This window comes from Vibrio anguillarum (genome assembly GCF_001989995.2).
Taxonomy (GTDB): Bacteria; Pseudomonadota; Gammaproteobacteria; order Enterobacterales; family Vibrionaceae; genus Vibrio; species Vibrio anguillarum.
In genome coordinates this window covers 1-719 of record NZ_JAHGUP010000244.1, presented here as the reverse complement: position 1 = coordinate 719, position 719 = coordinate 1, and the positions used below count along the sequence as shown (strand labels likewise).

General features: G+C 40.9%; 1 protein-coding gene. It reads left to right on the top strand.

All coding sequences use genetic code 11. From position 1 onward, the window contains the following. Positions 1-204: 204 nt before the first annotated feature. Positions 205-606, top strand: a complete 402-nt coding sequence (locus PL85_RS18715; RefSeq protein ID WP_115340087.1) for a hypothetical protein — start codon at positions 205-207, stop codon at positions 604-606. The last annotated feature ends 113 nt before the right edge of the window (positions 607-719 follow it).

Below are 719 nucleotides of genomic sequence, written 5' to 3'. Positions count from 1 at the left end.
AACTCAAAAAACACACTGTAAACACTGAACTTCAATTTTGCACTAAAGTCGCCACGCGTTGGCAATCCCTCTTGAGCCGCTTGTTATACAAGCAAAAGTATTCAACTTAAAACTTGAATACCATAAAAAGCGAGCTAAAGTAAATTACAATATGAGCACGGACTCATATTGTAATTTAATACTAACTAATAGAAGGAACTACCAATGTCAGGAAATTCACGCTGCTCTTTATACGTATCAAACTTAACAGATACAACATGCATCGCCATGAAACCAACCGACGTGCAAAGTCACGTCATATCTGGTCCATCTAACGTCGAACCAAGGCAAGAGGGTCACTTGGTTGTAAAAACCAAAGGTACATCAGGCACTGCTACAGGCTCTCATGTGACCGAGAGGTTGTATCTTCAAGAGCCAGATGGAACTACTCAAGTTGCTGGCTATATTGAAGTATCCATATCTTGTCCTTTTTCATCAGACAATGGGCACAAAGTAACCAACACGACCCCGTACCAAGTAATTCACCAATTACGCAGTAAATCCGGAGAAGCCGTTGTAGATCTAGTTATTCGAGATATTTCAAATGATTACTTAGGCGAAGAGTAAATATAAATGGGCATAAGCTTCGAGCACGTAGCTAGATGTTTATGCCCGATTTTTTGGTTGTATAACGCCCGGCTAAGGGGTTGACAACGCACCGCCGAACTTAAAAAACACAC